The organism is Mucilaginibacter celer, assembly GCF_003576455.2.
Classification (GTDB): Bacteria; Bacteroidota; Bacteroidia; order Sphingobacteriales; family Sphingobacteriaceae; genus Mucilaginibacter; species Mucilaginibacter celer.
In genome coordinates this window covers 6,798,558-6,823,231 of record NZ_CP032869.1, presented here as the reverse complement: position 1 = coordinate 6,823,231, position 24,674 = coordinate 6,798,558, and the positions used below count along the sequence as shown (strand labels likewise).

The window sequence follows — 24,674 nt, the reverse complement described above, 5'->3', positions numbered from 1 at the left end:
GCCTTTCCGTTCAGAAAGGCTTTTTTATATATCATTTGCACATCTAAAATCTGCGCATCTGTAATTAGATCTTATTTCATCGAACTGATAAAATCATCAAACAGGTACCTTGAATCGTGCGGGCCAGGTGATGACTCCGGGTGATATTGTACCGAGAATGCTTTTTTACCTTTAACACGGATACCTTCGATAGATTGATCGTTCAGGTTAACGTGGGTGATCTCTACTTTTTCTGAAGCGCGAACAGCCTCTGGCACTACACCAAAACCATGGTTTTGTGAAGTAACCTCGCAATGATCTTTAATAATATTTTTTACCGGGTGGTTTAAACCGCGGTGACCGTTAAACATTTTTTTGGTTGGGATATCATTAGCCAAAGCCAATAACTGGTGACCAAGACAGATCCCGAACATCGGCTTATCATTAGCCAAAATTTCTTTTACAGTCTCAACCGCGTAAGGCATAGCCGAAGGATCGCCAGGGCCGTTTGAGATGAAGTAACCTGTTGGCGCGAAATCTTTTTCCATTTCGGCATAAGTAGTTTTTGCCGGGAATACTTTAGCGTAAACCTCGCGCGAATCGAAGTTGCGCAGGATGTTTTTCTTAACGCCAAGGTCAAGCACAGCTACACGGTAAGGTGCATCCTCGTTACCATAAGTATAAGTTTCGGTAGTTGATACCTGCGATGAAAGCTCAAGGCCATCCATCGATGGTACTTTATCCAACATGGCTTTCAACTCTTCGAGGTCAAGAATTTCTGAAGAGATGATAGCGTTCATAGCGCCTTTATCGCGGATGTGGCGAACAAGCTGGCGGGTATCAATATCAGAGATACCTACGATGTTTTGCTCCTGGAAATAATCCTGGATAGATTCATCGGCCTGTTTACGGCTGTAGGCAATATTGTAGTTTTTGCAAACCAAACCGGCAATCTGGATGCGACCCGATTCAACTTCCTCATTGGCAATACCGTAGTTACCAATGTGCGCATTGGTGGTTACCATAATTTGCCCAAAGTACGATGGGTCGGTAAAAATTTCCTGGTAGCCGGTCATGCCGGTGTTAAAACAGATTTCGCCGGTGGTAGTACCCATTTTACCTGCAGATTTTCCGTGGAAAACGGTGCCATCAGCAAGCAGCAGTACAGCCGGTAGTTTGGTGAAATAGTTCATCTCGTAAAAAAATTGAAAGGGTAAAATGATCGGATTGCCTGGTTCAAAGCCCCGTGAAAACTGATTGAAATAATGAAGTAAGGAACTTCCGGATTCACGGCGCAAAAGTAGGAAATAATTTCGGATTTCGGATGTGAGATTTCGGATTTATTTTTCGATTTCGGATTTCGGATGTGGGATTTCGAATTTATGATATTATTACCCCTACGTTAATACACTTTTAAGCATCCTGATCTTAATTCTCCCAAATAAAAAAATCCGAAATCGAACATCCCACATCCGAAATCAAAATATCATACCTTTGCACTGCCGATAAAACATTTATCAATGTCTGTAAATAAAGAAATAAAGCGCATCACCACCAATACCATCCAGGAGATGAAAGTTCGTGGCGAAAAGATAACTATGCTTACCGCTTACGATTACTCGATGGCTACTATTGTTGACGATGCCGGAACGGATATCATTTTAGTAGGCGATTCGGCCTCGAATGTGATGGCCGGGCATGAAACTACCCTTCCGATAACTTTGGATCAGATGATCTATCACGCTTCATCAGTAGTTCGGGCAGCTAAACGCGCGTTGGTTGTGGTTGATCTGCCATTTGGCTCGTACCAGGGTAATTCGAAAGAGGCCCTGAACTCTGCCATCCGCATTATGAAAGAGGCTGGTGCTCATGCCGTAAAAATTGAAGGTGGCGTTGAAATTGCCGAATCTGTTAGCCGGATCCTTACCGCAGGTATCCCGGTAATGGGGCATTTGGGTTTAACGCCTCAATCTATCTATAAATTTGGCACTTACACCGTACGCGCCAAGCACGAAGCGGAAGCCCAAAAATTGCGCGAAGACGCGCTGAAGCTACAGGAGTTAGGATGTTTCGGGGTAGTACTTGAAAAAATCCCGGCCAAACTGGCAAAGGAAGTAAGCGAAAGCCTGCAGATCCCGACTATTGGTATAGGAGCAGGTCAGCATTGCGACGGACAGGTATTGGTGATACACGATATGCTGGGCATAAACAAAGGTTTTAAACCACGCTTTTTACGCCAGTACGCCAACCTGTACGATATTATGCACGACGCGATAAAAAACTACAATACCGACGTGAAAGGAAATGATTTCCCGAGCGAGAAAGAACAGTATTAATTAGTTCATGGTTGATGGTTGATGGATCATAACAGTTTGCGTTTTTCCATGAACCATCAACCATGAACCATGAACTAAAAAACAATGGCCCGTCCCGAATTTAATTATAGCAGCAACGAAATAACCGATAAGGATGTTCTTTATGAGGACAACCACCTTATTGCTATAAATAAACGCGCGGGCGATATTGTACAGGTTGATGAAACAGGCGATGAGCCGTTGGATGAGAAGGTAAAAAAGTACATCGCCCAGAAATACAATAAACCTAATGGCGCTTTTTTGGGCGTGGTACACCGGTTAGACAGGCCGGTAAGCGGAGTGATCCTCTTCGCCAAAACCAGCAAGGCTCTGGATAGGATCAACAAAATGTTCAAAGCCCGCGAAATGCATAAAACCTATTATGCGGTTGTGCGCAAAAGGCCCCATCCCGAATCGGGGACGCTGGTAAATTGGCTGGTTAAAAACCCGCAAAAAAACGTAACCAAAGCGCATGATAAGGAAGTACAGGGCAGCCTGCGCTCTGAGTTAAGCTACAAACTGGTTGGCGAATTAAACGGCTATTATTTAATTGAGGTTGACCCGATAACCGGCAGGCCGCATCAAATCAGGGTACAGTTATCAACCCTGGGCACACCTATTGTTGGCGATAATAAATATGGATATCCGCGCGGCAGCCTGCGTAAAAGCATTTGTTTGCATGCCCGTAAATTAACCTTTGTTCATCCCGTAAAAAATGAGCCGGTGGCTATTATTGCTCCTGTACCACGTGATGGTTTTTGGGAGAAGTTTGAGGGGATGATGGTGGGGGAATGACACCCAATAAAAGAGAATCTACATACAATAAGCGGTTGCTGCGCTGCCCATGACCTAATAAAAATTAATGTCGTGCTGAACTTGTTTCAGCATCCCACTCGCTAAGCAACAATGCTAAGCAAATCGGCTACCTGTCCTGTGGGATGCCGAAATAAAATTGGCATGACGGTGGCTTATGTTATTTTTCCTTTTGAGCAACCAGATTTTACTTGTTCACAATAAAATATCATTCACATCCCCAACACCTGTGCCCAGATGTTCTCATCAACCGGTATCCCCTCCTTTAAATTCCTCAACCTCGTTTTAAGCATGTTCTCTCCGGGATAAGAAACTCCTCCGCCCTCAAGTGTTCGGCTACTTTTAGTGTAATCAAGTATCTGATTTATCATCTGTTCGTTTTGCTGAGCATCTGTTTTCAAACAAATAAATACCTGCGATACGCCCCATTCCTTTTCATGCTCGCTGATTTGCATTGTTGGTTTCCCACCACTTAATAAGGTAGCCAGCAAATCAAGCATCAGCGATAAGCCCGAACCTTTCCAGAAACCTATCGGCAGCATCCGCCTGGAGGTCAACACAGCTTCGGCATCGGTGCTTAAATTACCAGCCGTATCATACCCACCAGGGATGAGCAACTCCTTACCCTGCGCCCTACTTTCCATCAGCTTACCTACCGAATATTGCGAAATAGCCATATCCAATAAAACATGCCCCTCCTGGCGTGGCACCGCTATTACTAAAGGATTATTCCCTAAACGCGGATCAAGGCCTCCCCAGGGTGGCAGGTTGGCTATGGTATTGGTAAAACAAATACCGATGTAACCGGCATCGGCCGCCTGCAAACCGTAAGTGCCACCGCGCATCCAATGGTTGGTGTATTTGATAGCAACACAGCCAATACCATTAACTTCGGCCAATCCAATAGCCCGCGCCATACAGGCGGTAGCATTAAGCATACCAAGACCAAAGTTACCGTTCCATTGTTCAATAGCGCCTAAACTGTTTTCCATAACAGGCTCAACATCGGGCTTAAACAAACCTTCTTTAATTGTTTGCACAAATGATGGGAAACGGTTTAGCCCGTGCGTGTAAACACCATCGCGGCTGTTGGCCGCAAAAATGGCGGCACATTGTTCGGCTTTGTATGCGGATACACCTATGCTTAGCAATACTCTTTTAAATTCGGCTTTCAGTTTTTCGAAGGGAACGCGCATCACAGGTTGAAATAAATTTAATTTATAGCGTTTATTACAGTAGGTTGATGCAAGGTAATCAACCATATTTTATAATTTTGCTGTTACATTTAATAAATGAAAAAAATCCCGCTGCTGTTTTGTTTGTGCCTGGTTGGTATCGCGTTGATAGTAAATTCGTGCAAAAAAGATAATCTGAGCCATATTCCTGATCTGTTTGTGGGCAACTGGCAGCTGGCTTCCATAACAGTTACCAATTACGTTGGCGATACGCAGATTTCACTCGATACACTAAATAAAATTTGCGACAAAACTCAAATATTTGCATTTAGCGCCGATAATTCATGCGGTTATTCTAATTTTCAGTGTGAGAAGGATAGCGTTAAAGGCCGCTGGTCACTTACTCAAAATAAGTTATTTTTAGTGTCGGATATGGTTTGCAAGGATACAACCAAGGCATCGGGCGGCAGTTCAAAACCCTTTGAAAATGCCAGAATAGTTACCTTAGGTAACTACGGACTGGTATTGGAAACCGGCGATGTGCAACCTAACTACTCGGCCACCAAAAAACGACGGATTATGCGCTACGGCTTTGTAAGGCAGAAAAAATCGGCCACAACCCCGTAGAGTAATTTTGATTTTAAATTATAAAATGGTTTTAGTAAAATAGTTTCCGTACAGATTAAAACAATCAGGTTGATGAAACTATTATAGCTTCGTCTTCGTTGAAAAACAAACACCGATGAAAAAAAGAATTGCCATTTTTGCTTCAGGATCAGGCTCGAACGCTCAAAAACTAATGGAGCACTTTAAGCGCAATGCCGATGCCGAGGTAGTAATCATCCTTACCAACAATCCGCAAGCCTACGTTTTACAACGCGCCGATAACTTCGAGATCCCCTCGCACATATTTACGCGCCACGAGTTTTTTCAAACCGACGATGTAGTGCGCCTGCTGAAAAACCTCCAGGTAGACCTCATTGTGCTGGCCGGTTTTTTATGGCTTGTACCCCAATCATTATTAAAAGCATTCCCTAACAAAATCATCAACCTGCACCCTGCCCTCTTACCTAAATACGGTGGCAAAGGCATGTATGGCGATAATGTACACCGCGCCATTTTAGAAAACAAAGAAGAAGAAAGCGGTATTACTATCCATTTTGTGAACGAGAATTTTGATGAAGGAGAGATCATCCACCAATCAAAATTTAAAATTGAGCCGGGAGATACGCTGGAAGTTGTGAAGTTTAAAGGTCAGCAATTGGAGCACAATCATTTCCCCAAGGTAGTTGAGGCGCTGTTAAAGAAAATGAAGAGTTGATTGTTAGAGATTAGAGGTTGGAGATTAGAGGTTAGTTAGCTGCAGCTAAAATATTCATATATTCAATAAAAATTAGCAATGGGCTCTTTTACAGATTTGGAGGTTTGGAAAAAGGCCCGGGCATTCAGAAATAATATTGCCGAATTAGTTAAGGCATTCCCTCCGGAAGAAAAATATCGCTTAACAGATCAAATCATTCGCTCTTCCCGCTCAATCGGAAACAATATTGCCGAAGGACACGGCAGGTTTCATTATTTAGATGCTTCAAAATTTTTGGTGAATGCCCGCGGATCCGCTGCGGAAAGCATCGATCACCTGTTCATCGCCTTTGATAATGAGCTAATAAACCAGGATACTTTGGATTCGTTGAGCAAAGATTGCGAAGAATGTATGCGTATGATTAACGGCTATATTTCCTATCTAAAGAAACAAACAGAGCATTAACCTAACAAAATGGCCATTTTACACAGGCGATTTTCCAAATCTCTAAGCCCCAATATCTTCTAAAAACATTAGTGAAAAAAAACTAACCTCTAACCTCCAATCTCTAATCACTAATTACTACCTTTGCGGCTCTAAAAACAGCGTGTACATGAGCCAGTCAGTTCAAATAAAAAATGCTTTAATTTCTGTTTACTATAAAGACAATTTAGAGCCCATCATTCATGAGTTAAACCGCCTTGGTGTAAATATCTATTCAACCGGTGGCACCGAAACTTTTATCCGCAATTTAGGCGTTAATGTGATCCCGGTAGAAGATCTTACTTCATATCCTTCTATCCTTGGTGGTCGTGTTAAAACCCTGCACCCTAAGGTTTTCGGTGGTATTTTAACCCGCAGAGATCATGATGGCGATAAACAGCAAATAGCACAATACGAAATTCCTGAAATTGATTTGGTAATTGTTGACCTGTACCCTTTTGAAGAAACCGTAGCATCAGGCGCCAGCGCCGAAGATATTATCGAAAAAATCGATATCGGCGGTATCTCTTTGATCCGCGCGGCTGCCAAAAACTTTAAAGATGTAGTGATCGTTGCGTCGAAAAATGACTATAACAGTTTAAAAAACATCCTGAAAACACAGGATGGTGTTACCACTATTGATCAGCGCCGTTCATTCGCTCAAAAAGCGTTCAACATTTCATCAAACTACGATACCCATATTTTCAACTACTTTAACGAGGCCGAACCGCTTCCGGTATTTAAACAGAGCATCCAAACCAGCCAGGTTTTACGTTACGGCGAAAACCCGCACCAAAAAGGTACTTTTTATGGTAACCTGGATGCCATGTTCACCAAACTGAACGGCAAAGAGCTTTCGTACAATAACCTGGTTGATGTTGACGCGGCCGTTGCTATTATCGACGAGTTTACCGAGCCAACCATCGCCATCCTAAAACATACCAATGCTTGCGGTGTAGCTACACGCCCAACCATTAAACAAGCATGGGTTGATGCTTTAGCTTGCGATCCGGTTTCAGCCTTCGGTGGTGTAATTATTGCCAATGCCGAGATCGATGCCGATACAGCTACCGAGATCGACAAGTTATTTTACGAGGTGCTTATCGCTCCAGCTTTCAGCGATGAGGCTGTTACCATCCTTTCGGGCAAAAAGAACCGCATCCTGCTGGTTCGTCAGCCTGTTGAATTGCCGGTTAAACACTTCAAAACTTTATTGAACGGTGTTATTGAGCAGGATAAAGACGCGGTTATTGAAGGCCCAACCCAAATGACCACCGTTACCGAAAAAGCCCCAACAGAGGCAGAGTTGAGCGACCTGTTCTTCGCCAACAAAATTGTAAAACATACCAAATCAAACACCATTGTGTTTGCTAAAAATAACCAGTTGATGGCCAGCGGTGTTGGTCAAACCTCAAGGGTTGATGCCTTGAAACAAGCCGTGATCAAAGCACAAAGCTTTGGCTTCGACCTGAACGGCGCGGTAATGGCATCTGATGCTTTCTTCCCCTTCCCGGATTGTGCCGGGTTAGCTGCCGAGGCAGGTATCACCGCTATTTTACAACCAGGCGGATCGATCAACGATAAGCTTTCGGTTGCAATGTGTAATGAGAAGGGCTTAGCCATGGTTACTACCGGCGTGCGCCACTTTAAACACTAAAATTTAAAGGTTGATTAGGTTAACGGAATCATTGAGTGAGAGGTTTTTGCGGGAGATTGGAAATAATGATTTTCTTTTAACTTAATCAACCTGAAAAATAACCTATTCAACCTTTCTACCTGTTCACAACACAATAAATGTGATTTTTTAACGCTTTAGATTGCAAAATGCTAAACTATTTAAGCGTATTTTTATAAACTTTGCATAACATACTGAAAGAAATACCAGATGGGTTTATTTAACTTTTTTACACAAGAAATTGCTATCGACCTGGGTACTGCAAATACCCTCATTATACATAACGATAAAGTTGTTGTTGACGAACCGTCTATCGTGGCGTTCGACAGGACCACCAACAAAGTAATTGCCATTGGACGCCAGGCCATGCAAATGGAAGGTAAAACGCACGATAACATCCGTACCGTGCGCCCCCTTAAAGACGGTGTAATTGCCGACTTTAACGCCGCCGAGCACATGATTCGCGGGATGATTAAAATGATTAACCAGGGTAAAGGCTGGTTTTTCCCTTCCCTGCGTATGGTAATCTGTATCCCCTCAGGTATTACCGAGGTGGAGAAACGTGCCGTACGCGACTCGGCCGAGATTGCCGGCGCTAAAGAGGTTTACCTCATCCACGAGCCAATGGCTGCTGCCGTAGGTATCGGTATCGATGTGGAAGAGCCAATGGGTAACATGATCATCGATATTGGCGGTGGTACTACTGAGATCGCGGTTATCGCTTTATCGGGTATCGTTTGTGATCAGTCTATCCGAGTTGCGGGCGATAACTTCGATTCGGACATCGTTCAATATATCCGTCGTCAGCATAACATTATGATCGGTGATCGTACTGCCGAGAAAATTAAAATTGAGGTTGGTTCCGCCCTTCCTGAATTGAGCGAGCCGCCGGGCGATTTTGCCGTTCAAGGTCGTGATTTGATGACCGGCGTACCCAAACAGATCATGGTATCTTATACCGAAATTGCACACTGTTTAGATAAATCGATCTCTAAAATAGAAGAAGCGATACTGAAAGCACTCGAGATTACCCCGCCCGAGCTTTCGGCCGATATTTACCAAACCGGTATTTACTTAACCGGTGGCGGCGCATTATTGCGCGGCCTGGATAAGCGTGTGGCTGCCAAAACCAAACTCCCTGTACACGTAGCCGAAGATCCGCTTCGCGCCGTAGTACGCGGAACCGGCACCGCCCTGAAGAATATTGGTAACTTTAAATTTTTAATGCAGTAACTGAGTTAGTGATTAGAGGTTGGAGATTAGAGATTAGTTTTCGTTAAGATACTTTTCTACAATTTCTAATCTCTAATTTTGCAAAACAACTAATCTCTGATCTCCAATTAACTAACCTCCAATAATGCGTAACCTTTGGGCTTTTATAAGAAAGTATAACGCGTTTTTTTTGTTCCTGATTTTTGAGATCAGCTCACTTATCATTTACATTAAGTATAACTCGTTTCAAAAGGCTTCGTTTTTAAACTCTACCAACGCGGTTACAGGTACCCTGTTTAAACAGGCCGACGCGTTTAAAAGTTATCTCTCGTTAAGGGAAACCAACGATAGCCTGGCCCGCGAAAACGCTAAACTGCGCGGCGAGGTTAAAGCTTCGTTTTATGTAGATAGTGTTGATAAACGCAAGGTAAACGATACCGTTTACAAGCAACAATACAGCTACATTGTAGCCAAGGTTATCAATAACTCGTTTAACAAACGAAGCAATTATATTACGATAGACAGGGGCAGTAAAGACGGCATCCAAAAAGATATGGGCGTAATAACCGGTGCCGGTGTTGTAGGGCAGGTAATTGATGTTACTGAGCACCTGGCCATCATTCAATCGGTATTGCATAAAAACACCCGTTTTAGCGCCATGCTTACCAATACCAAAGATATCGGCTCGTTTGTTTGGGGTAATGACATGGATCCGCATAAAGGATTACTGATTGATATTCAGAATAACGCGCAACCTAAAATGGGCGAACTGGTGGTAACCTCGGGCTATTCGCTGTTCCCAACAGGTATCCCGTTTGGTAAAATCATCAATCTGCATGCCAAGGGTGGCGGTTTACTAATCAATGTGGAAGTAGCATTAGCCGTAGATTTCACTAAACTGCAATACGTATACGTGGTAAACAACAAATTTGCCACCGAACAAACGGGACTGGAGGCCGTGCAAAACAAAAATGAGTAGGACTATCCTGATTAACGTTTTAAGGTTTTTAGTGCTGGTTTTTATGCAGGTTTTACTGTTAAAAAATATCACCTTTTATAACCTGGCCACGCCGTATTTTTATATCCTGTTTATCCTCCTGTTGCCTTTCGAAGTGCCAAACATTTTACTGTTTGTGCTGGCGTTTGTTTTAGGCCTCACTGTTGATGCGTTTTACGATACTCCCGGCTTACACGCTTCGGCCTGTGTGGTACTGGCCCTGGTAAGGATATTATTTATCAGCATAACAGTACAAAAGGATGGCTTTGATAATGAACCCGAACCCACTTTAAGTATTATGGGCTTCAGGTGGTTTTTTACATATGCTATTGTACTTACCCTTGTACATCATTTTTTCCTGCTTAACCTGGAGGTATTTAGCTTTTCTGAAATACAATATACACTAAGCCGTGTTGTTTTGAGTTCATTATTTACAGTATTTTTAATACTGATTTCGGGCCTGCTATTTTTCAGGAGGAAAGAACGTAAATGAATAAATTTTTTGAACGCCGCTACGTTATAACCGGTATCTTTTTAGTTATCATATTTGCCCTGCTGGCAAGGCTCTACTATATCCAGATTGTGGATGATAAGTACGAGATTTATGCCAACAGTAACGTAAGGCGCACCACCATACTTTACCCTGCCCGCGGCCCGATATTGGATAGGAACGGCAAAATCCTGGTACAAAACGAACCTATTTACGATGTAATGGTTAACCCTAAAGATGTTAACCGGCCTTTTGATACCCTGTTGCTTTGTAAAATGATTGGTATTGATAAAGAAGGTTTTTACAAGCGCTTTATCAAAGCCCAAAAGCAATCGCCCGCCAAACCGTTCATCTTCGAAAAACAGCTTTCGGTTCAACTATATGCAGCCCTGCAGGAAAAGCTTTTTGAGTTTCCGGGTTTCTCGGTAGTGCCGCGTACCATACGTACTTATCCCGATTCAATTGCCGCACAATTTCTTGGTTTTATTGGTGAAGTTACCGATCGCGATATCAAACGATCAAACAATTATTACCGCCTCGGCGATTATATTGGCGTTACCGGTGTTGAAAAAGCTTATGAAAACGTACTTCGCGGGCAGCGCGGTGTGCAGGTGCAAATGGTAGATTCGAAGGGAATTCCGAAAGGATCGTTTGCTAACGGCGCTTTAGATACTGTTCCCCGTTCGGGCGAGCGTTTAACCTCATCCCTTGATATCGACCTGCAAAGGCTTGGTGAAAAACTGATGCAAAATAAGTTGGGTAGTATTGTAGCTATCGAACCATCAAGCGGCGAGATATTGTGTTATGTGAGCAGCCCTACTTATGACCCAAACCTGATGGTTGGCCGCCAGCGTGGTAATAACCTGGCCGCAATGTACAACAACCCATATAAGCCATTTTTCATCAGGCCTATACAGGCGCAATATCCTCCCGGTTCGTCCTTTAAGCCCTTAAGCGCGCTTATCGCTTTACAGGAAGGGATCATCAGCCCTAATGAAATCTTTTATTGCACCGGTAATTACCGGGCTGGAAACCGTATTGTTCACTGTAACCACGGCGAGGCTCATGGTTCAGTTAATATGGCCCGGGCTGTAGCCGAATCATGTAACGGCTATTTTTCGATGGTTTTTCAGCGTATTGTTGACAGGTACGGCGTAAAAAATACCGAAGCCAACTTTAAAGCATGGCGAAACAACGTGATGAAATTCGGCCTCGGCGCAAGGCTTGATCTGGATATGCCGGCCGAAAGCCGTGGCAACGTACCCACCCCTTTGTATTATGACAACATTTATCACAATGGAGGCTGGCGTTCAAGCACTATTGTAGCGCTGGCTATTGGCCAGGGCGAGCTTTTAGCAACACCTTTACAAATGGCTAACCTGGAGTGTACCATTGCCAACCGTGGTTTTTTTTATAAGCCGCACCTTATCAAAGCTATAGGTACCGAAAACGTAATCAAAAAGGAATACACCGAAAAAAATTATGTGGGTATCGATTCGGGCTATTTTGAACCGGTAATTAACGGTATGCAGGCGGTAGTTGAAAACGGTACGGCACGCCGCTCAAAAATACCGGGCATTATCATGTGCGGCAAAACCGGTACCGCCCAAAACCCGCATGGTGAAGACCACTCGGTGTTTGTAGCTTTCGCTCCGCGCGATAATCCTAAGATCGCGATAGCTGTAGTAGTTGAAAACTCGGGCGAGGGCGCGCACTGGGCAGCTCCGATTGCCAGTTTTATAGTAGAAAAATATTTAACAGGTAAGGTAACCGCCCGCGAAGCCGGGTATACGGTTGATTACTTTGCCAATGCCAACCGCCTGCCCGATCTGGCACTGTACGCAAAAGATTTGATGAAAGAGCGCAGGCGCGACAGCATCCGCAGTGCCAAACTCGATTCGGTAAAAAGATTTAAGGCCGATTCGATTAAAAAAGTAAAAGCAGATTCAATTAAAAAAGCAAGGCAGGAAACAGCCGGTAACAATAAAGCAGGCAGCATCATCAGTATATTAACAGGCAGGAGGGCACGATCATGAGTAACCATCAGCAACGCAGCTTTTTTTTTAATGTTGACTGGCTAACCGTTTTATTGTACCTGGTACTTTGTGCTATTGGTTGGTTTAACATCCGCGCCGCGGTTTTCGACCCCAGCCATTCAAGCCTTATTGATGCATCAACAAATTACGGTAAGCAGTTTATCTTTATTTGTGTATCGATAGTGATAGCTATAGTGATCCTGCTGCTCGAAAGCCGGTTTATAGCAGCCCTTGCCCCCGCCTTTTATGTAATAGTGGTTTTATTGCTGATACTGGTACTCATTATAGGGCGAAACGTAGGCGGTAACCAGGCCTGGATCAACATGGGCGGCGGTTTCAGGCTTCAACCCTCCGAGTTTGCCAAACTTGCTACATGTTTGCTACTTGCACGTTATTTAAGCGGCACCAATATCCGGGTTACAGAACCCAAATCATTTGCAATGGCTGCTGGCATTATCGGTTTGCCCATGTTACTGATATTAAGGCAGCCCGATATGGGCTCAACCCTGGTGTTTTGCTCCTTAATATTTGTATTATATAGGGAAGGCCTATCACCCTATTTCCTGATTATAGAAGGACTTTTCATTGCACTATTTGTAATGGCCTTACTTTATAACCCGCTTTACATCATCCTGGTTTTAGCGGCCATTACGGCTTTAGTAATCTACCTGGTAAGGCGAAACCGGAAGTTAATAACAACCATGGTTATAGGACTTGGTATTTGTATCGCCTTTATATTCAGCGTTAAATTCATTTACTCCAAAGTATTAAAACAACACCAAACCGAACGTATCAATATCCTGTTAGGCATCACTACCGATTTAAGGGGCGAGGGTTATAACGTAAATCAATCAAAAATAGCCATAGGCTCGGGTAAATTGTGGGGCAAGGGTTATTTGCATGGTACGCAAACTCAATATTCGTTTGTACCGGCTCAAAGTACAGATTTCATCTTTTGTACTATAGGCGAAGAATGGGGATTTGCCGGTTCGATAACAGTTATAGGCCTGTACATGTTCCTCATACTCCGCATCATTTACCTGGCCGAACGACAGCGATCTCCTTTTACCCGGGTATACGCCTACGGAGTGGCATCGGTATTCTTTTTTCACGTAGTGATCAATATCGGTATGACCATCGGGATTGTGCCGGTTATCGGTATCCCGCTGCCCTTTATCAGCTACGGGGGATCGTCGTTGCTGAGCTTTACAATGTTGTTGTTTGTCCTGATTAAGCTGGATTCGAACCGGATGGGGATTATATAAGAGGGAAGTATTAAGGCACTATAAAAACGTCATTGCGAGGCACGAAGCAATCGCGAACTATACAGGGCAAACCTGCTTGCGTGCGATTGCTTCGTACCTCGCAATGACGAATGTTAAATATCTATCTCCCAACTACCCGTTCGGATATCTCCTCCTCAACAAAGCATAAAACTTCTCGGTAGTAGCCTGTTTACTTTCCCAGTTATTTTTAACCACGTAATTGGTTTTCAGGAAACGCTCAGCTTCCTCAAAAGTATTGAAGCGGTTTACTATCTCAATGGCTTCGCTGTAAGCCAGGCTGTAACCATTAAACAGATCTTTAATATAAAGCAGTTTATCGTTCAGGTTAATGGCCGACTTAAGGTCGGTAACCGGCAATTCAGCAGGCGCACTACCAGCGGCAGCGGTTGCCTTCTCTGCCTTTTGGGCCATTATTTTTTGGTTAAAGGTTAACACCTGCTGGGCGTCGGCATCTGCTTTATTTGCTACCGGTTGTTGTACTTCCGGCTTCTTAACCTCTGGTTCCGCTTTAGTATCAGCTAAAACAGGCGCAGATTCTACAGCTTTTGCAGGCACTTCGTTGGTCAACTCTTCCAGTTCAAATTCATCAGCACCGTCATCCCAGGTATCAGCTTCGTTTAAATCAAGCTCAAAACTCTTGCCTTCGGGTATTTCCTGTTGAAAGGAATAACTATCTTTTTCGTGCGCAGCCGTCAAATCTATTTGTGGCTCCGGTTCGGTTTTCTTTTGTGGCTCTGCCGCTATTACATCAATCTTAACCGGGTTATTGAAAGGTACAGGCGCAACAGGCTCGGCCTCTTTAGTTATTTCAATTTTATCAACCGGCACCGGGATATGCTGCTGAACCACCGGTTCAAAAAAACGCTGCTCGTGCAGGGCCTCATTTTTGGCTGCAGGCGGAGTTACCGGTTTTGGCGGAGCTGATTGTACAGGCGCGGGTTTGGGTTGCTCAGCTACTATTGGCGGGGCAACGGTGGGTTGAGCGGGTGTAGCAGCGCGTTCGTTAATGCGGCGCAGTATTTCGGCATGGTCTTTTAAAAAATGGGCATTGGCTACAAAAAGCTCCAGTTCAAGCTCGTTCAGTTCGCCTGGATCGGCTGCAAGGTAGTCGTATTGATCATTAAGCTCTTTTAAAATCCCACCTATCTTTTTAAATACATCCATTTGCTTCATGGTCTCGATGTTAGGAAAATGCTTATCAAAAGTAGGATTAAATTCTGATATTTGCCGACTATAAAAGGCATAAATGGTATATCACGAAGAGGTTTTCAGGCGTAAAAGCGAGTTAGGCGGCAGTATCGAAGTTATTTGCGGATCAATGTTTTCGGGCAAAACCGAAGAGCTGATCAGGCGTTTAAGCCGCGCCCGCATTGCCAAACTCAAGGTGGAGATCTTCAGCCCTAAAGCCGATACCCGTTACGGTGAAGAAGCCATTATATCGCACAATGCCAATAAAATAACCTCAACCCCGGTTGATAGCGCTTCGGCCATTTTACTGTTGGCCAGCGATGCCCACGTAATTGGCGTTGATGAAGCCCAGTTTTTTGACGACGAACTACCCGAAGTTTGTACCATACTGGCCAACCGCGGCATCCGCGTAATTGTTGCCGGTTTGGATATGGATTTTAAAGGCCGCCCCTTTGGCCCCATGCCCGCCATTATGGCCATTGCCGAATCGGTTACCAAGCTACAGGCCGTTTGTGTACAATGTGGCAACCCGGCGCTTTATTCGTACCGCCTGGTGCCCGACGAAGCTAAGATTTTGTTAGGCGAAAAGGAAAGCTATGAGCCGCGCTGTAGGGTTTGCTACAACAAAAAGGCCTGATTTCTTTTCTCAATAATATTTCAATATTTAATACCTTATACTAAAACAAATACGGGGTACTTGATTGTTATAATATAAAACTATGGCATTTAGAGCCTGGTTTAACAAACTATATATCAATCATGGCCAAAAAGGTTTTAGTAATTGAGGACGATAAAGACATCCGCGATACCGTGGTATATGTATTGGAAGAAGAAGGTTACGAAGTGATCCAATCCGACAATTCGCGTATACTGCGTACGTTATCAACACTACAGCCCGATCTTATTTTGCTTGATAACTGGCTTACCGACTGGAGTAGCGACGCAAATGGGCAACAATTAAGTAAAAGTATAAAGGATGATCCGGCTACAAGCAATATCCCGGTAGTTATCATCTCGGCCGTAAGTAATATTAAAGAAGTTGCCAAAGCAGGCAATGCCGATGGCTACCTTGCCAAACCCTTCGATTTAACGTCTCTTTCCGAAATGGTAAAAAAACATATCAGGTAAAAAGCCTTATCAAATTAACTACGTAAAACGGCCTCCCCATTACCAGGGGAAGCCGTTTTTTATGAATCTCATCTAAATTCTCTCCGGAGGAGTGGACTGGGTGAGGCTCTTAGATCCTCACCCCAAACCCAACATTAAAAGTGCGTCCATCGGCAGGCAATATACCCGGACCAGGATACATATTAATACGGCGTGTAAAATATTTAGCGTTAAAAATATTGTTCACGTTGGCTGTAAAATGGTAGTTTTTCAGGAAGCCATAGTTAAAGGCCCAATCAAACAAATGATAAGCAGGTACCACCCCGGTTGCACCGGTTGGATTTAATAGCGTGTTATTGGCATCGCTAAAGCTTTTGCCTACATAACTGTATTGCAACGTGCTGCTTACCTGGCCGCTTAAAAAGGTTAAACCCGCGCGGTCAATCCAATCGGGCGTACCCTCTAAACGGTTACCTACAAGGCTTACATTTTTACCATTTTGGTTGATAGCGCCGGTGGTATATCGGCCGTGAGTATACGATAAGGAGTTAAACAAACGCAGATCGTTGCCCGCTGTTTTATCGAACGAGCGGATCAGCGATACTTCGGTGTAAGCTTCAATACCTTTAGCTACACCATCGCCAATATTGGTTAGGTACAGGTGGTTTACGTTGTTGGCATCGGTTTGGGTTAAGGTACCGGCACGCTTGCCGTAAAAAACATAAAACGCGCTCACATCAAAGCTGAATACCGTACCGAAATGCCCGCGATAACCCAGGTCGGCGCTGTAACCTTTGCTGTCTTTCATATTGGGGTCGATGATGGTTAACTGATCTGCCGGGGTAACCGCCGCGTACAGGAACGGGCGGTAAGCCTGCGAAATATTACCGTAAAGCTGGTTACCATCATTAAACTGGTACTGTAAACCGGTACCGAACAGCGGGAAGTTACGATCATTTTTATAGCTTACCGGTACTGTACGGTTTACAATAACGCCCGATGTTGTGGTATGGATATCTTCAAACCTTACACCTGGGGTAACGGTAAACCCGCGTGTAATCTGGAACATATTTTCGGCAAAAGCGGTATAGTTGAGGGTGTGCAACCTTAGGTCGATACCATAATCCTTAACCAGGCTCAGATCAAAATCGGATGCTACGGTACCTGTGCCTTTTTGCCTGCGTTTGGTGGTTTGTTCAAAGTACCGAACGCCGGCCGTGAACGAGCTGTTCAGATCGCCGAGTTTATAGGTATGTAACAAACGGGCTTCGGTAGCAAAGCCGCGATAATAATCCCTGTCAACCTGGCGCGGGTTAAAGGTTTTCAGGCTGTTGTTAACAGTATCGGGGATATTCGCGGTGTTGATGAATTGAACACTGTTACGCTGGCCCGATAGTAAATGCGATGTAACTTCGAGTTTGGTATTTTTATCAAACCTGTAGTTGAACAGCAAGGCAGGGATATTGATTTCGGGATTAAAAAAGTTACGGGTACGGGTGGCCTGCCTGTTATTGGCATCAAACTGCGCATCGGTTAAACCACCTGCTATCTGCTGGCGATAATCAGAGCGCGAAAACTGGAATGCAATGTTGCCCTTATCATTAAACTGGTATTTGATATTGGCATAATAAGCACGCGAGTTGAAAGCCGCATCTGGCCGCCAGCCATCGCCGGTGCGGGCGCTGTAAAAGGCATAATAGCTTACTTTACCTACTTTACCGCCAATAGCGTTGTAGGAGTTAAAAAAACGGTTTGAACCCGCCGATTGCTCACTTTCAAAACCAAAAACCTTGGTGCTGTCGCCCTCCTTAATCTTAAAATTAAGCATCCCGCCAAACTGGCTGCCAAACTGCAAAGCTGCCGAACCGCGTACAATCTGGATTTCGCTTACCGCCTGAAAAGGCACGTTATAATGGTTTTCGGGATAACCGGCCATATCCGAGTTGGTGTTATAGCCGTTTTGCCTGATATTGGTTTCGATGGATCGGTGTGTATCGGTACCCCGGGTACCGATATTAAGCTGCAAACCTGCGCCATCCATCTCCCAAACATTAACACCCGGCACTTTGGCAAAAGCCATACGGGCATTGTTATTGGCAAGGTTGGCCTTACCGGCATCAAAAAAAACATCAAATGTTTTTTTACCCGCAAAAATATTGGTGCCCGATATATTGGGCAGGTGCTTTGGGCGGCTCTCGCGGATGATTACGCTATCCAGTTGCAGGGTATCCTTCACGCTTTTATGTTGTGCCATAACTGTGCCTGCGCAGCAAATAAAAAACGCAGGCAATGAAAATTTATAAAGAGTATTCATTGTATTTAAATTGAAAAAAATAGGGGAATGCTGTAGTTACAGCCGTGGTTAACATCGGCGTATACAAAAGGCATACACCAAACGCAAAACGCCCGGCCACTAACAAACAGGTAAAAAAATCAAAAAAGGGATTATGCAACCAGCGCTTCAGGGGGCCTGCCGCCAACGGGTACTACAGGATCGGGTATGTTGATATAAATAAAGGTAGCGGGTTGCGGCCTTTGCTCTTCGGGTTTTACAAAAGTATAAGCTATTTCTAAGCAATTGTATTTGGCATCGCTACCAAGCTTTTTATCTGTTGATTCGTGCGCTTTTTTACTTACAGGATTGCTACCCTGATTTTTAGCACAAATGATGTTTTCATTAAGCAGTTTGGTGGTTTCGTAATTGGGAATGCATTGCAGGTAAAGCGCATCACGGGTAACCCTCAGCTTTACATAATTATAAGATACGCCGCTAAGCTGCACCTGGCCCGAAATGTTTTCATAACCGGCCCAGTCATGAATATACGGAAGGTTCTGTTTTATTTTAATCTCAATCAGTTGGCGGGTATCATACTTCCCTTTACTTATTTGCCGGGCTATTACACTGTTTGAGCGATTGGTAAAATATTGATTGAGCGCCGTGTATCCCACCAGGTTAAGCAGGTGCGTTATGAGCATTACTATGGCAAAAAGCTTTTTCAATCAATAATCAATCTAAACAAAAGCAATGCTACGCAAAATCCGGATAAGATAATCGTGCAATTATTTAAAAATTTAAACAGGAGGAATTAATTTTGGATAAATTCTGTAAAAACAGTTTAAACATTGGAGTTCAGCCTTTAAGCGCAATCATCAACCCTATTCATTATCCAGACATTATGTATACTATGCCGAATAGACCAATATACAAACAACTGACAGCTAATATATTTTTGTAACTACTAAGAAAATCAAACCCTAATCTCAGAAACTGCCTCAAAAACAAGGTAACTTATATATTACAATTGCAATTTCTGAGAGAATGTAACAAAATCGGTACGCAATTTGACCCATGCCAAATACATTTATTTGATAATGCCCTGATGATTAAATGGATTGGATTGAATGTTTTAGAGAACATTACTAATCCTGTTTATAATCACATTAAAGAATGAAGATTGTTTAAGCTGTGTCATTTTACTGTTAAGGAGAAGCAATAGAGCTATACGCTATTAGCCCATGCTGTTCTTTTTACGTTATTAGAAGCGGTTGCTTTCTGTCAAATTTCATTCCTGTGTTTTTTGTTATCGGTCATACATTCCTTTTAACAAAAAGGGATCTGCATGAAAAAGCGGCATTATTGTAACTATGACTGATTTTTTTATTGAATGAAAAAGAAAATACCCGGTACGGTACACCCCCACCCAACACAATGGGCGCCCGACAAGTTGACGATATTTTTTACAGAACACCTTAACAGGATTTACTGCACCCGCGCCCATTTGGCCGAGCGAATGCTGGAAGTTGTTGACAACGACAATTTTAAAGACCTGCAGCAAGCCATAAAAGATACCATTAACGAAACCGAAGAGCAGATTGCCCGCATGGACGGCGTATACGCCCTGCTGGAAAAACGTTACTCGTTTGAAAACTGCACCAGCGTTGTGGCTATGCTTGAAGATGATTTTACGGCCATACAGCAACAAAGCAACGACGAACAGCTGCGCGATATGAGCATCATCCTGTACCTGCAGGATATTGAGCAGATTGAAAAAAACTCGATACAGTTGTTACAGTTAGTCGCCAATAGCCACCATCAGATAGGTACGTTTTTGCACGAGCATTTAAACCGTATATTTAATAAACGAACGCTTTATAATTTTATAAGGGCAAAATATATTTAAACTAAGCGGCCCTTTCTTAACTGGCTATACTGTTTTGCCTTAAAAATATATCGGCCCGTAAGCCGCTTTCGCTCATGGTTTTTAAAAAAATATAGCTGATGTGCTTGTAAACACGTTCGGGCGGGCTTTTGATAGCGTATTGGTTTCGCAGTAAAAATGCCAGCATGTATACCTTTAACAGTTTATAATCTGTTTCGTTAATAATGGCATTAGCCCACTCCTCTAACGAATCGTTCATCAACGCAAGCTGCCTGCTGTTAAAGCTAACCATAATTTTCACCCCGTTAAGCAGCGTGAGCATCAATGGGGTAAAGGCTTCCTCCTCTTTTTTGTAAGCTTCGTCAAGTTCAAAATTTAATATAATGGCCTTTTTTACCAGCCCCAGCGTTAAATACTCTTCGGTTTTTATCAGCTTTATAAAAAAATCATAAACACAGGTAGAGTTGCCAACCGGTCGGTAATGCGTTTCGAGTGTTGAAACAAAACGCAAAGTTTTTAAAGGCTCGTTACATATTTTTAATACATGTGCCGATATTAAAAATATCAGATCGTTCGAGGTACTTTTTTCAAGATGAAGCGGCGGGCGGAAATAAAAGCGGGTAAGCTCTTTAAAAAAATCCTTATTTATAATTCCGTATTTAAGATACTGGTATAGGGTATTTAAGCACTTTAAGGGGCTAAGCGGAAATTCGTAATAACTTACTGCCCCAAAATTGCTCAGTATTTTCAGGTATTCTTCCAGCTTGTTCATCTCAAGCCGTACCACGCTCAGCGTGGCCAAAGCAGTATAAACCAGGATTCTTTTTTTATCGCTTAGCTCAAATTTAAGCAGGGTATGCAGGGTTTTACCGTAATCGTTATTAACAAACTCCAAACCAAACAGGTAATCAAACAGTTCATCGCCGCAATCCTGTTTAAAGTATTGTACCAACGATTCGGTATCTTTCAGCGTACTGAATTCTTTTTCGAGCAGATCGCCCAGAAAGAGGATCAGATCCGATTTTTCCTTGGTTGTTAAGCGTGTTTGCGATAACAATTGAAAGCTTTCGCGCTGCCCGCTTTTAATGGCATAAATAATACACCATTTCAATACAGATAATTTCCGTTCGCCATTAAAATACCGGTTAATGGTTGTAATGAGATCGATATTAAACAGGTTAGTATTTTTTTGCAGCAGATACCTGGCTATCGAAAATTCCAGGAAGTGGTTATTACTAAACTCAACCGAGGCCTTGTATTCAAAATCGCTGCTAAAATTTTGTTCGCGGATAAAGCCGATGCTCAGCAGTTCAAAATAAGCATGGTTATAATGCTTAATTAAGTTAATAAGGCTAAGCTTAGGTGCTTCAAATATGTCGGCGCCAAAATCCATTTGCTCAACTATAGCCTGGATCACATAAATTTTATCGGCCGAGTATTGGCCCATATAAACCTTGTTGAGTATAAAATTTGAAATAAGTTCATAAACACTCACATGGTCGATATCATCAAGCGAAAAGTTTTTTTTGTGCTCTTTATAATAAAACTGGAAATATAAAGGGTGGTTGAAATTTTCGGCCACGTTTACAGCAATATAGTTTTGCATGGCCGGGTTTATTTTAAGGCAAAGCTCCTTAATTTCCTGGATGCTGAACAGCGGCACATTGGAGGGCTGATCAAGCGTGCTGAAAAAACCCTCAAACCAGGGGCTCTGGCCCATTTCGATGGTATGATGATAATTTATCCAGGTAGAGGAGCGCATGGTTAAAATCAGCTTAAACCAATCGTGCGATTGGTAAAACGAAAAAATATCAACCAACTGGTTTAATACCAGCTGAAACTGGTCGTTTTTAAACATGTGCTCATCAACCCCATCAACAATCAAAAAAAACCGGCCCTCCTTGCGTTGCTTTAAATCAAGCAGGGCCACAATATCTTCCTCTATCGAGTAGCCGAGCAGGCCCAGCATCCAATCATTAATGTCCCTTCCACTTAAAAAAACGTTCATGAGGGCGTTGCTGCTAAAAAAAAGGATGATATCGTTGTTGTTTTGCTGCAGTTTTTCGTCAACCCAATGGCAAAGCGCCACTGTTTTTCCGTATCCGGCCGGGGCGGCAATAACGGTGGCGGTATAGTCTCCCTGCAAAAAGGCAGCAAAATGATCATCAATAAACTGCCGCCTGATGGTTTGGGTGTATGGGATGCCCGTTTTATTTTTAAGTGCCTGCAAGGTAAACGAGGTTATTTTTCCGGCGTTTATTTTTAACAGGTCCCAATCAACAGCGGTAGTGGTTTGCTTTACCGATTCGGCTTCCTGCTTTTTACAAAAATCGTCCCAGCCTTCATAATCGCAGTAGCGTGCAAGCGTATTAAGCGTAAACATTGATGGATTAAACTTGCTGTACGCAAAACCATAAATACGTTTCAGCGTGGTTTCACTTACACGTTGTTTGGTTTTTTCAAGAATATAGGCCTCAACCGTTTTGCAATCGGCAGGAGCTATGTTGGATAACCCCGCCTCCACCAGAACAAACTTTTTTAACCCCTCAAAATAATATTTAGAAAAACTGGTCATAATTGGTTTTTGAACTCAGCAAAATATATTATCGTTTGGGGTATAGCAATAATACGCTGAATATAATATATTGTTTCATATATTATTCATAGCAGATACTTTTTTCTGCTTTGAGTAATTTTTACCCTTAAATATACCCAAAGCAGATGCAAACTAACAAAATGAATAAAATGAACAGAAACTTAAGGGTTGATAAGCCCCACCGGGCCACTTCTCCGTTGCTATAAATTTATAAAACCAACTCTTTTACATCATGAGTGAAAAAGCCATCAAACAGCCCATTGCCTCATTCAAATTTATAAGCTATTGATGGTAAGCTTTTTTTATTTTTATTTGGATTTATTCTAAATAAGATATTTCTTTGTCGTGTTAACGTATTTAATCCAAATCACGCTCAAATGAAAAAACTCGTTTACCTGATAACGCTGTTCAGTATTTCGCAGTTAAGTCTGCATGCCCAGTCAAACCTTGCACAAGATCGTGCAGCTATCCGTGCCCTGGGCGGCTTTTACAAAGTAACCTTTGATTATGCTGAAACTTTCTCGCCCGATACCGCCTATCGCAACCATCCCCAATATCATTCATGGGGCTATGAATGGGCAGCCGTTGAAGAAGATTCGCCAAAAAAAATAGTGATCCAGCACCTGCTGGTAGTTGGCGACAGTGCCGTAATTAAACACTGGCGCGAAGACTGGGTATATGAAGAGCCCAACCTGCTCAATTTCGATCAAAGCAGTACCTGGAAAAAAGGAACATTAAAGCCGGCAGAAGCAAAAGGTCGCTGGGTACAAAAAGTTTTCCAGGTGGATGACAGCCCACGTTACGAAAGCATTGGCACCTGGGTACATGTTGACGGCAAACACCTGTGGCAAAGTGAATGCGATTCGCCCCTGCCCCGCCGCGAGTTTACCAAACGCAGCGATTATAATGTTTTGCGCCGTGGTAACCGTATTTATTTAACTGCCAACGGCTGGATGTTTGAGCAGGATAACCAAAAAATTATCCGCTCGGCCACGGGCGATAAACTACTGGCCCGCGAAAAAGGTTATGAAGAATTTACCAAAGCCGATGAAGCCAAATTTGCCTACGCCAAGAACTGGTGGCAAAAACAGCAACCCTACTGGACAGCCGTGCGCCAGGTATGGGATGAAGTATATGCCCAAAATACCGTTATTAAATTAAAAGGCAAAACAGATGGCAAACTGCTTTACGAGCGCCTGTTTGAACTGGCCGATCAATCGGTAAAAGAAAAATGGGATGCGCAGAAAAACAAAGCCGAAGCCCGCAAGCTGATTAACATTTACCTTGTTACCAATGCTTAATATTTAAAATATAAAGTCCTGTTCTGTGGTTAGACAACTGCATCTCAGATTGTGCAACTAACAGAGCAGGCACCAATTGAGTTAAAGCCTCACTAAAGCCGAAAGCAAAATGCACAAAGTGTAAAGCCCTTTGTTTTTGGTGGCAATAAATAATGAACCCTGTATAAATCAGATTGTATGTGCGACGCGAAAATACTTAGTCAAAAAGGCACGGCGGTGATAAGCCGCTGCGCCGAATGTGAGTGTATATTTATATGGCACCATAACCTGATTCTTAGTTTTACGCCCGCCCAGTTTATACAGTTTAAAAACTTCACTGTCGATCTGGACTTTGGCGATCACTCCTTCCCTTTTCCGGATGGGCAGGAGCGCGTGGTAATGCGCACACCGGTTAATGATATCCAGCTTACCTTTACGGTTGACGAATGGGAAGATTTTCATACCGCCATGGACGAAGCCGCATACATGCACGAAATTTACATGATAGTTGACGGCGGAAGATAAACCTGCCACTGTTGGCCT

22 protein-coding genes are annotated in these 24,674 nt (G+C 43.2%); 16 read left to right on the top strand and 6 right to left on the bottom strand.

Going from position 1 to position 24,674, the window contains the following annotated elements:
• Positions 1-71: 71 nt before the first annotated feature.
• Positions 72-1,172, bottom strand: coding sequence for a glutamine-hydrolyzing carbamoyl-phosphate synthase small subunit (gene carA / locus HYN43_RS28680; RefSeq protein ID WP_119407252.1), 1,101 nt, complete (start codon positions 1,170-1,172; stop codon positions 72-74).
• Between the two features lie 327 nt (positions 1,173-1,499).
• On the opposite strand from carA, the gene panB reads away from it, so the two are divergent.
• Complete coding sequence (panB, locus tag HYN43_RS28675; protein ID WP_119407251.1) at positions 1,500-2,315, top strand: 3-methyl-2-oxobutanoate hydroxymethyltransferase; 816 nt, start codon at positions 1,500-1,502, stop codon at positions 2,313-2,315.
• Between the two features lie 84 nt (positions 2,316-2,399).
• Entirely contained in the window at positions 2,400-3,128 is a 729-nt protein-coding gene (locus HYN43_RS28670; protein WP_119407250.1) for an RluA family pseudouridine synthase, read from the top strand.
• A 230-nt stretch (positions 3,129-3,358) separates the two neighbouring features.
• On the opposite strand, the gene yiaK is transcribed toward HYN43_RS28670, so the two are convergent.
• Positions 3,359-4,408 (bottom strand): 3-dehydro-L-gulonate 2-dehydrogenase, encoded by a 1,050-nt coding sequence (gene yiaK, locus HYN43_RS28665; RefSeq protein WP_245447065.1) that lies wholly within the window; start codon positions 4,406-4,408, stop codon positions 3,359-3,361.
• A gap of 30 nt (positions 4,409-4,438) precedes the next feature.
• Here yiaK and HYN43_RS28660 point away from each other — a divergent pair, with 30 nt between their 5' ends.
• The 9 genes from HYN43_RS28660 (at position 4,439) to rodA (ending at position 13,779) form a co-directional block, all read left to right on the top strand.
• Positions 4,439-4,948 carry a DUF5004 domain-containing protein gene (locus tag HYN43_RS28660; RefSeq protein ID WP_119407249.1) on the top strand — a complete coding sequence of 170 codons (510 nt, stop codon included), beginning with the start codon at positions 4,439-4,441 and terminating at the stop codon, positions 4,946-4,948.
• Between the two features lie 115 nt (positions 4,949-5,063).
• Entirely contained in the window at positions 5,064-5,642 is a 579-nt protein-coding gene (gene purN, locus HYN43_RS28655) for a phosphoribosylglycinamide formyltransferase (protein ID WP_119407248.1), read from the top strand.
• Between the two features lie 78 nt (positions 5,643-5,720).
• Entirely contained in the window at positions 5,721-6,086 is a 366-nt protein-coding gene (locus HYN43_RS28650) for a four helix bundle protein (protein WP_119407247.1), read from the top strand.
• A 148-nt stretch (positions 6,087-6,234) separates the two neighbouring features.
• Positions 6,235-7,761 carry a bifunctional phosphoribosylaminoimidazolecarboxamide formyltransferase/IMP cyclohydrolase gene (gene purH / locus HYN43_RS28645; protein ID WP_119407246.1) on the top strand — a complete coding sequence of 509 codons (1,527 nt, stop codon included), beginning with the start codon at positions 6,235-6,237 and terminating at the stop codon, positions 7,759-7,761.
• 228 nt (positions 7,762-7,989) lie between these two features.
• The gene (locus tag HYN43_RS28640; RefSeq protein ID WP_109606865.1) at positions 7,990-9,012 is read left to right on the top strand and encodes a rod shape-determining protein; all 1,023 of its coding nucleotides are present in this window, start codon (positions 7,990-7,992) and stop codon (positions 9,010-9,012) included.
• Positions 9,013-9,136: 124 nt separating this feature from the next.
• Positions 9,137-9,970 (top strand): rod shape-determining protein MreC, encoded by an 834-nt coding sequence (mreC, locus tag HYN43_RS28635; protein ID WP_119407245.1) that lies wholly within the window; start codon positions 9,137-9,139, stop codon positions 9,968-9,970.
• Positions 9,963-10,481, top strand: a complete 519-nt coding sequence (locus tag HYN43_RS28630) for a rod shape-determining protein MreD (protein WP_119407244.1) — start codon at positions 9,963-9,965, stop codon at positions 10,479-10,481. The genes mreC and HYN43_RS28630 overlap by 8 nt, the downstream gene beginning before the upstream one ends.
• Positions 10,478-12,514 carry a penicillin-binding protein 2 gene (mrdA, locus tag HYN43_RS28625; protein ID WP_119407243.1) on the top strand — a complete coding sequence of 679 codons (2,037 nt, stop codon included), beginning with the start codon at positions 10,478-10,480 and terminating at the stop codon, positions 12,512-12,514. Before HYN43_RS28630 ends, mrdA begins: the two co-directional genes overlap by 4 nt.
• The gene (gene rodA, locus HYN43_RS28620) at positions 12,511-13,779 is read left to right on the top strand and encodes a rod shape-determining protein RodA (protein ID WP_119407242.1); all 1,269 of its coding nucleotides are present in this window, start codon (positions 12,511-12,513) and stop codon (positions 13,777-13,779) included. The genes mrdA and rodA overlap by 4 nt, the downstream gene beginning before the upstream one ends.
• Positions 13,780-13,911: 132 nt before the next feature.
• Here the strand turns inward: rodA and HYN43_RS28615 are convergent, their stop codons facing one another.
• Positions 13,912-14,973, bottom strand: coding sequence for a hypothetical protein (locus tag HYN43_RS28615; RefSeq protein ID WP_119407241.1), 1,062 nt, complete (start codon positions 14,971-14,973; stop codon positions 13,912-13,914).
• 73 nt (positions 14,974-15,046) lie between these two features.
• Between HYN43_RS28615 and HYN43_RS28610 the strand changes: the two genes are divergently transcribed.
• Together HYN43_RS28610 and HYN43_RS28605 are read left to right on the top strand one after the other, a co-directional pair.
• On the top strand, positions 15,047-15,625 hold the full coding sequence (locus HYN43_RS28610) for a thymidine kinase (protein WP_119407240.1): 579 nt from the start codon (positions 15,047-15,049) through the stop codon (positions 15,623-15,625).
• 122 nt (positions 15,626-15,747) lie between these two features.
• Complete coding sequence (locus HYN43_RS28605) at positions 15,748-16,116, top strand: response regulator (RefSeq protein ID WP_119407239.1); 369 nt, start codon at positions 15,748-15,750, stop codon at positions 16,114-16,116.
• A 109-nt stretch (positions 16,117-16,225) separates the two neighbouring features.
• Here HYN43_RS28605 and HYN43_RS28600 read toward each other — a convergent pair whose 3' ends face one another.
• Entirely contained in the window at positions 16,226-18,349 is a 2,124-nt protein-coding gene (locus HYN43_RS28600; protein WP_162996668.1) for a TonB-dependent receptor family protein, read from the bottom strand.
• A 191-nt stretch (positions 18,350-18,540) separates the two neighbouring features.
• Positions 18,541-19,095: a hypothetical protein gene (locus HYN43_RS28595; protein ID WP_119407237.1), complete on the bottom strand. Its 555-nt coding sequence runs from the start codon at positions 19,093-19,095 to the stop codon at positions 18,541-18,543.
• 665 nt (positions 19,096-19,760) lie between these two features.
• Here HYN43_RS28595 and HYN43_RS28590 point away from each other — a divergent pair.
• On the top strand, positions 19,761-20,276 hold the full coding sequence (locus HYN43_RS28590) for a DUF892 family protein (protein WP_119407236.1): 516 nt from the start codon (positions 19,761-19,763) through the stop codon (positions 20,274-20,276).
• Between the two features lie 16 nt (positions 20,277-20,292).
• On the opposite strand, the gene HYN43_RS28585 is transcribed toward HYN43_RS28590, so the two are convergent.
• The gene (locus HYN43_RS28585) at positions 20,293-22,830 is read right to left on the bottom strand and encodes an NACHT domain-containing protein (protein WP_119407235.1); all 2,538 of its coding nucleotides are present in this window, start codon (positions 22,828-22,830) and stop codon (positions 20,293-20,295) included.
• Between the two features lie 398 nt (positions 22,831-23,228).
• Here HYN43_RS28585 and HYN43_RS28580 point away from each other — a divergent pair, with 398 nt between their 5' ends.
• A complete protein-coding gene (locus tag HYN43_RS28580; protein ID WP_119407234.1) occupies positions 23,229-24,152 on the top strand; it encodes a DUF6607 family protein in 924 nt (307 codons plus the stop codon).
• 177 nt (positions 24,153-24,329) lie between these two features.
• Complete coding sequence (locus HYN43_RS28575; protein ID WP_119407233.1) at positions 24,330-24,656, top strand: DUF6686 family protein; 327 nt, start codon at positions 24,330-24,332, stop codon at positions 24,654-24,656.
• Positions 24,657-24,674: the final 18 nt, after the last annotated feature.

Bases quoted from the DNA above. Each gene is read 5' to 3' on its own strand.
- carA (WP_119407252.1), bottom strand. From the start codon at position 1,172: ATGAACTATTTCACCAAACTACCGGCTGTACTGCTGCTTGCTGATGGC.
- panB (WP_119407251.1), top strand. From the start codon at position 1,500: ATGTCTGTAAATAAAGAAATAAAGCGCATCACCACCAATACCATCCAG.
- HYN43_RS28670 (WP_119407250.1), top strand. From the start codon at position 2,400: ATGGCCCGTCCCGAATTTAATTATAGCAGCAACGAAATAACCGATAAG.
- yiaK (WP_245447065.1), bottom strand. From the start codon at position 4,408: ATGGTTGATTACCTTGCATCAACCTACTGTAATAAACGCTATAAATTA.
- HYN43_RS28660 (WP_119407249.1), top strand. From the start codon at position 4,439: ATGAAAAAAATCCCGCTGCTGTTTTGTTTGTGCCTGGTTGGTATCGCG.
- purN (WP_119407248.1), top strand. From the start codon at position 5,064: ATGAAAAAAAGAATTGCCATTTTTGCTTCAGGATCAGGCTCGAACGCT.
- HYN43_RS28650 (WP_119407247.1), top strand. From the start codon at position 5,721: ATGGGCTCTTTTACAGATTTGGAGGTTTGGAAAAAGGCCCGGGCATTC.
- purH (WP_119407246.1), top strand. From the start codon at position 6,235: ATGAGCCAGTCAGTTCAAATAAAAAATGCTTTAATTTCTGTTTACTAT.
- HYN43_RS28640 (WP_109606865.1), top strand. From the start codon at position 7,990: ATGGGTTTATTTAACTTTTTTACACAAGAAATTGCTATCGACCTGGGT.
- mreC (WP_119407245.1), top strand. From the start codon at position 9,137: ATGCGTAACCTTTGGGCTTTTATAAGAAAGTATAACGCGTTTTTTTTG.
- HYN43_RS28630 (WP_119407244.1), top strand. From the start codon at position 9,963: ATGAGTAGGACTATCCTGATTAACGTTTTAAGGTTTTTAGTGCTGGTT.
- mrdA (WP_119407243.1), top strand. From the start codon at position 10,478: ATGAATAAATTTTTTGAACGCCGCTACGTTATAACCGGTATCTTTTTA.
- rodA (WP_119407242.1), top strand. From the start codon at position 12,511: ATGAGTAACCATCAGCAACGCAGCTTTTTTTTTAATGTTGACTGGCTA.
- HYN43_RS28615 (WP_119407241.1), bottom strand. From the start codon at position 14,973: ATGAAGCAAATGGATGTATTTAAAAAGATAGGTGGGATTTTAAAAGAG.
- HYN43_RS28610 (WP_119407240.1), top strand. From the start codon at position 15,047: ATGGTATATCACGAAGAGGTTTTCAGGCGTAAAAGCGAGTTAGGCGGC.
- HYN43_RS28605 (WP_119407239.1), top strand. From the start codon at position 15,748: ATGGCCAAAAAGGTTTTAGTAATTGAGGACGATAAAGACATCCGCGAT.
- HYN43_RS28600 (WP_162996668.1), bottom strand. From the start codon at position 18,349: ATGGCACAACATAAAAGCGTGAAGGATACCCTGCAACTGGATAGCGTA.
- HYN43_RS28590 (WP_119407236.1), top strand. From the start codon at position 19,761: ATGAAAAAGAAAATACCCGGTACGGTACACCCCCACCCAACACAATGG.
- HYN43_RS28585 (WP_119407235.1), bottom strand. From the start codon at position 22,830: ATGACCAGTTTTTCTAAATATTATTTTGAGGGGTTAAAAAAGTTTGTT.
- HYN43_RS28580 (WP_119407234.1), top strand. From the start codon at position 23,229: ATGAAAAAACTCGTTTACCTGATAACGCTGTTCAGTATTTCGCAGTTA.
- HYN43_RS28575 (WP_119407233.1), top strand. From the start codon at position 24,330: ATGTGCGACGCGAAAATACTTAGTCAAAAAGGCACGGCGGTGATAAGC.